At 76.1% G+C, this 6,218-nt stretch carries 5 protein-coding genes and 2 pseudogenes; 3 read left to right on the forward strand and 4 right to left on the reverse strand.

Going from position 1 to position 6,218, the window contains the following annotated elements:
• Positions 1-1,224, reverse strand: a pseudogene (locus tag G3I53_RS21490) (DNA-binding protein); the annotation flags it as partial.
• Between the two features lie 120 nt (positions 1,225-1,344).
• Here G3I53_RS21490 and G3I53_RS21495 point away from each other — a divergent pair.
• Together G3I53_RS21495 and G3I53_RS21500 are read left to right on the forward strand one after the other, a co-directional pair.
• On the forward strand, positions 1,345-2,403 hold the full coding sequence (locus tag G3I53_RS21495) for a hypothetical protein (RefSeq protein ID WP_164438673.1): 1,059 nt from the start codon (positions 1,345-1,347) through the stop codon (positions 2,401-2,403).
• Between the two features lie 1,024 nt (positions 2,404-3,427).
• On the forward strand, positions 3,428-4,141 hold the full coding sequence (locus G3I53_RS21500) for a haloacid dehalogenase-like hydrolase (protein ID WP_164333826.1): 714 nt from the start codon (positions 3,428-3,430) through the stop codon (positions 4,139-4,141).
• Here G3I53_RS21500 and G3I53_RS21505 read toward each other — a convergent pair.
• Positions 4,108-4,368: a hypothetical protein gene (locus G3I53_RS21505; protein ID WP_031105615.1), complete on the reverse strand. Its 261-nt coding sequence runs from the start codon at positions 4,366-4,368 to the stop codon at positions 4,108-4,110. The genes G3I53_RS21500 and G3I53_RS21505 overlap by 34 nt on opposite strands.
• 162 nt (positions 4,369-4,530) lie before the next feature.
• On the opposite strand from G3I53_RS21505, the gene G3I53_RS21510 reads away from it, so the two are divergent.
• Positions 4,531-4,914, forward strand: a complete 384-nt coding sequence (locus tag G3I53_RS21510) for a cold-shock protein (protein WP_164333825.1) — start codon at positions 4,531-4,533, stop codon at positions 4,912-4,914.
• A gap of 127 nt (positions 4,915-5,041) precedes the next feature.
• Here G3I53_RS21510 and G3I53_RS21515 read toward each other — a convergent pair whose 3' ends face one another.
• Positions 5,042-5,917 (reverse strand): 1,4-dihydroxy-6-naphthoate synthase, encoded by an 876-nt coding sequence (locus G3I53_RS21515; protein WP_164333824.1) that lies wholly within the window; start codon positions 5,915-5,917, stop codon positions 5,042-5,044.
• Positions 5,914-6,218 (reverse strand): annotated as a pseudogene (locus tag G3I53_RS21520) (futalosine hydrolase); the annotation flags it as partial. The gene G3I53_RS21515 and the pseudogene G3I53_RS21520, both read right to left, overlap by 4 nt.

Raw genomic sequence — 6,218 nt, forward strand, 5'->3', positions numbered from 1 at the left:
CAGCGCGGCGAGCGCCCGGTCCTTCGCGTCCCGCCCGCCGACCAGCCCCGGCGCCCGGGTCGCCGTCAGCCAGGCGGTCGCCAGCTGCGCCCAGCGCTCGGCCGCGGGCCGCTCCCGCCACTCGTCGTAGGCGGGGGTCGCCGCGTACCGTTCGTCCTCCTCGCCGTCGGAGGCCAGCAGCCCGGCCGCGTAGGCCAGTTCCACCCAGAACGCGGCGGCCGGCTCCGGCACGTCCAGCGCGACGGCGGTCCGCTTCAGGTCCCGCACACTCAGCCCGCCGGACCGCAGCACGGCGGGCCCGCCCTCGTCCCAGTCCTTCAGCAGTTCCTCCACCGTCGCCAGCGCGGTGTACGCCTGCCCGGCCGCCGTCGCGTCCACCACCTGCGGGCGGTGCGTGCCGGCGGACTCCACGGGCGGCGGCACCGGCTCGGTCGCCCGGTGCGCCCGCCCGCCCCGCAGGTGCAGGGCCACCTCACGCGGCAGGACCACGGTCCCGGGCGCCGTCGGCAGCAGCAGCCCCCGGTCGAGCAGCCAGCGCAGCCGGGGCGCGGGATCGGCCGTGACCTGGCCGTACGGCGGGCCCCACAGCAGCCGCTCCAGCACCTCCACGGACTCCGCCGGGGCCTCGTCCAGCAGGGCGGCCATCCGCTCGCGGTCGCCGAACAGCGCGGACAGCGCCGCCACGGCGGACACCGAGTCGTGCGTGGACGCCAGCCCCGCCGCCACCACGACCTCCTGGATCCGCCCCGGGGACATCCCCGCGGCGGCCTCCCGCACCGACGGGCCCAGCCCGGTCGGCGACGGATGCTGCGGCGACGGCGACAGCAGCTCGCGGGCCGTGCGCACCAGCCGCAGCACGTCGTCCCCGCCCCACACCAGCGCCTGCTCCCGCAGCGTGCCCAGCGCCCGCGGCAGGGCGGCGGCGACGGCCGGATCACCGTCGTCGCCCGCCAGCAGGCCGAGCAGCTCCCCGTACGACGCCGGGTCCCCGGCCACCGCCAGCGCCTCCGCCGTCTGCAGCGCGAACCGGTCCAGCCGCTCCAGCGCCCGCACCACCGAGGCCCGCGTCCCGGCCCGGGTGGCGAGCTGGGTGAGGTCGGTGGGCACGGGCGTGATGAGGTCCGGGCGACTGCGCAGGAGCGCGGCGAGGGAGGCGTCGTCCCGCCTCCGGAGGGCTTCGGCGAGGGATCGGGGCGCCGCCGCGGGCTTCTCCTCGGTGCTCATCCGCATCACGGTAGCGGGTGGGGTATGCCGGTGGGGCGTGTGGAGTTGGGCCGGGCGGCGCGACTCGCGGTACCGTCGGGCGACGGTGTGAGCCAACGCATCCGCCCCCGAGGGGACTTCGTGGGTATCGAGAGTGACCAGGTCGTCTACGAGTACCTGAGCCGCGTCGGCGACGTGGCGCAGCAACGGCAGCTGCCCTCGTCGGCCCGGATGCGGCTGGTCACCGAACTGCGCGACGAGATCGACCGGCGCCGCGCGAAGGCCGTGGTGGACTCCCCGGCCGCCGTGCGCCGCATCCTGTCCCGGATCGGCACCCCCAGCGAGGTCGTGACGGCGGCCACGCACACCGCCGGCCCCGGCCCGGAGACCGCCGACACCCCGGCCGCGAGCGCCCCCGCCGCCGTCCCCGTGCAGCGCGACCCCGGGTCCCGGGAGACCGGGAGCGCCCCCGCCACGGACCTGACCAAACGCCCCGGCCGGACCAAGGGCGTCCTGGGCCGGATCGTGCCCGGCCCCCGCCCGGCCGCGCCGTCCGGCCCGGACCCGGTTCCCCCGCCCGCCGACGTCCCGTCGTCCCCGCACCGGGCCGGCGCGGACGAGCTCGGTGACAGCGCGGCCCAGCCCGACTGGTGGCGGGTGGACAGCAGCCCCTTCGGAGTCGGCGACGAGGTGCCCGGCTTCGTCGGCGGCGTCGAGATCCCGGAACTGCTCAAGCCCCCGCCGGACGGGACACCGCCCGCCGACGCCGGTGCCGAGGCGGAAACCGCCGCCGAGCCGGCCGCCGCCGTCCCGGCCGCCGTGGAAACGCCCGCGCGGCGGCGCCTGTGGCGTCCGGCCACCGGGAGCTGGAACAACCCCCTCCTGCTGCTCGCCGCCGCCCTCCTCGTCGCGGGCGCCGTCCTCGGCACGTGGCTCGCCCTGCTCCTCGGCTGGCTCATCGCCTGGGCGTCCCGCCGCCTGACCCCGGCCGAGTCCAAGTGGGCGGTCGTCGTCATCCCCGGCCTGGCGCTCGCCGCGGGCCTCACCTGGCTGTGGGGCCGCACCGCCGGCCGCTGGGGCGAGCCGATCGCCGAGGGCGCGATGAACGAGGCGGTCTCCGAGACCTGGCCATGGGTGGTCCGCGGCGCCGCCGTCGCCTCGGCGCTCTTCCTCGTGTGGCGGTCGCAGCGGCAGAGGTGAGCAGAGGCGAGACGGGCGCGCGGGGCGCGGGCCGCTGTGCCGGTGCCTGTTGCCGGCCGCCGGCTGCCTTCGGTGCGGCCGGTCGGCCCGGGACCTCGGCCCCGCGGGTGCCGAGGCGGTCTGCCGGTGCATCGGTGGGGTGCCGGTCCGCCGGTCCGCCGGCCAGGTGGCCGGTGCCTGTTGCCGGCCGTGGGCTGCCTTTGTCGCGGCCGGTCGGCCCGGGGGGCCACGGCCCTGCTCACCGCCTGCCCGTCCCGCCTCCCGATCTGTGGGCAGGCGGGTGCCGAGGCGGTCTGCCGGTGTCTCGGTGGGGTGCCGGTCTGCCGGTCCGCCGGCCAGGTGGCCGGTGCTGCTGCCTGCCGCCGGCTGCCTTCGGCGCGGCCCGTCGTCCCGGGGCCTCGGCCCTGCTCACCGCCTGCTCGTCCCGCCTCCCGACCTGTGGGCAGGCGGGTGCCGAGGCGGTCTGCCGGTGTCTCGGTGGGGTGCCGGTCTGCCGGTCCGCCGGCCAGGTGGCCGGTGCTGCTGCCTGCCGCCGGCTGCCTTCGGCGCGGCCCGTCGTCCCGGGGCCTCGGCCCTGCTCACCGCCTGCTCGTCCCGCCTCCCGACCTGTGGGCAGGCGGGTGCCGAGGCGGTCTGCCGGTGTCTCGGTGGGGTGCCGGTCTGCCGGTCCGCCGGCCAGGTGGCCGGTGCTGCTGCCTGCCGCCGGCTGCCTTCGGCGCGGCCCGTCGTCCCGGGGCCTCGGCCCTGCTCACCGCCTGCTCGTCCCGCCTCCCGACCTGTGGGCAGGCGGGTGCCGAGGCGGTCTGCCCGTGTCTCGGTGGGGCGCCGATCCGCCGGCCGGATGGCCGCTGCTCGCTGCTCGTTGCCCGCTCCTGGCGCGCTGTCCGCGCCGCGTCGCCCCGGGGTCTCGGAGCCTCGGCCCTGTTCACCGCTGTCCCGTGTCCCGCCCGCGTCCCGGCCGGCAGGCCGGTGGGCGCCGAGGCGTCCTGCCGGGCGGGGTGGGGCGGCGGGCACAATGGCGGGCATGGCCTCCACGACCCCGCACCCCTCCGTGTCCGCGTCCGCGCCCGTGTCCGTGTCCGCGACGCCGTCCCCGGCGTCCTCCGTGCCGGCCGGGCCCACCGTCGGGTTCGACCTCGACATGACGCTGATCGATTCGCGGCCGGGGATCCGGGCCTGCTACCTGGCGCTGGCCGAGCGGACCGGGACGTACATCGACGCCGATCTCGCGGTGACCCGGCTCGGGCCGCCGCTCGCCGAGGAGCTGGTCAACTGGTTCCCGGCCGAGCGCGTGGAGGAGGCGGCGGAGCTGTACCGGTCGATGTACCCGGAGTTCGCCATCGCGCCCGCCCTCGCCCTGCCGGGCGCCCGTGAGGCCGTCGCCGCCGTGCGGGAGGCCGGCGGGCGGGCGATCGTCGTCACGGCGAAGTACGAGCCGAACGCCAAACTGCACCTGGCCCACCTCGGCATCGAGCCGGACGCCGTGATCGGCGGGCTGTGGGCCGAGCAGAAGGCGCTCGCGCTGCGCGAGCACGGCGCGCACGTGTACGTCGGCGACCACGTGGGCGACGTGCGCGGCGCGCGGACCGCCGGTGCGCTGTCCGTCGCGGTCACCACCGGGCCCTGTGACGCCGGGGAACTCCGTGCGGCGGGTGCGGACGTCGTCCTCACCGGCCTCACGGAATTCCCGGGATGGTTTTCGGACTACCGCTCGGACGGCTCCCTCGACCGCGCCTGACGCCGGCCGGCCGCGGCGGAACGCAGAACGCCCGCCCCGGCCATGAGGAATCCGACGCCCATCAGCATGCTCAGCACGAACATGTACGTCGGAAAGGGCGTCGTTCCGAGGAACAACGGGGCCACCGTGACCAGAGTGGCCACGGCACCGATGATGAAGACGATGCCACCGGCACGGACCAGGCCGTCACCGGGCGCCGCGGAATTCGCTTGGGTTTTGTCACGCACTCGACCAGGGTAGTTCCCTGCCCGAGAGAACAACCGGGGGACGTCTTGTCACCGGCCTGAAGACCATTAGCCTTGGTACCGGCGGGTCACCAGGCCCGCCCCAGTGCTATCAAGAGCCGTTTCCGAGCAGTTTTCCCGACGAGTACAAGGACGAGGACAGACGTGCCTACCGGCAAGGTCAAGTGGTTCAACAGTGAGAAGGGCTTCGGCTTTCTCTCCCGAGACGACGGCGGTGACGTCTTCGTCCATTCCTCGGTCCTCCCCGCCGGAGTCGAGACACTCAAGCCGGGCCAGCGCGTGGAGTTCGGCGTGGTCGCCGGACAGCGCGGTGACCAGGCCCTCTCCCTGACGGTGCTCGACCCCACCCCGTCGGTCGCGGCGGCGCAGCGCCGCAAGCCGGACGAACTGGCCTCCATCGTCCAGGACCTGACCACCCTGCTGGAGAACATCACCCCGCAGCTGGAGGGCGGCCGCTACCCCGACCGTGCCTCCGGCAAGAAGATCGCCGGCCTGCTGCGCGCGGTCGCCGACCAGCTCGACGTGTAGGACCCGGAGGACGGCAGCCCGTCCCGGCTTCGAGGACGGCCGCGGTACCCGTACCGCGGCCGTCCTCGCGCCTGCGGGACCGCGCCCACGGGACCGCGCCCACGGGACCGCGCCCGCGGCACCGCGTCTACGGGAAGCGCAGTGCGTCCGGGCCCAGCGGCGGCACCAGGCCCTCGGCCGCCGCCCGGGTCAGCAGCCCCCGCACCGCCGCGTAACCGTCCTCGCCGAGGTCCGCGGTGAACTCGTTGACGTACAGCCCGATGTGCTGGTCGGCGACGGCCGGGTCCATCTCCTGCGCGTGCTCCATCACATACGGGCGCGACGCCTCCGGGTCGTCCCAGGCGGCCCGCACGGAGGCCCGCACCGCGTCCGCCAGCCCCGTCAGGGCCTCGGTGCCCAGGGACCGCTTGGCGATGATCGCGCCGAGCGGGATCGGCAGGCCGGTGGTGTGCTCCCAGTGTTCGCCCATGTCGGCCAGCTTGTGCAGCCCGTAGTTCCGGTACGTGAAGCGCGCTTCGTGGATCACCAGGCCCGCGTCGACCCGGCCGTCCCGCACGGCGGGCATGATCTCGTGGAACGGCATGACCACGATCCGGCCGACCCCGCCGGGCACCACGTCCGCCGCCCACAGCCGGAACAGCAGGTACGCCGTGGACCGTTCGCTCGGCACGGCGACCGTGCGGCCCGCCAGGTCCCCGCCCGCCAGGCCCTCCTCGCGGGTCAGCACCAGCGGCCCGCAGCCGCGCCCCAGCGCACCCCCGCAGGGCAGCAGCGCGTAGTCGTCGAGGACGTACGGCAGCACCGCGTAGGACACCTTCAGCACGTCGTGCTCGCCGCGTTCGGCCATGCCGTTGGTGACGTCGATGTCGGCGAAGGTGACGTCGAGGGCGGGCGCCGAGGGCACCCGGCCGTGGGCGAGGGCGTCGAAGACGAACGTGTCGTTCGGGCAGGGCGAGTACGCGATCCGCAGCCGCTCGTCCGTCCCGTGCTGTTCACTGCTCATGCGGGTTCCTCATGCGGATTCTCATGCGGGTTCCAACTCTCCAGGACGGGCCCCAGCTTCCCGAAGCCCTCGGTCAGCGCGGTCAGGGCCTCCCCGATGCGCCAGGCGGCGCGGTCGCGGGGACCGACGGGGTTCGACACCGCCCGCACCTCCAGCACCGGCACGCCCTGCGCGGCGGCGGCCTCGGCGACCCCGAAGCCCTCCATCGCCTCCGCCAGGGCCCGCGGATGCCGGGCCCGGAGCGCCTCGGCGCGGGCGGCGGTGCCGGTCACCGTGGACACGGTGAGCACCGTGCCGGCCC

Origin of the sequence: Streptomyces sp. SID14436, from assembly GCF_010548465.1 — a bacterium.
Lineage (GTDB): Bacteria > Actinomycetota > Actinomycetes > Streptomycetales > Streptomycetaceae > Streptomyces.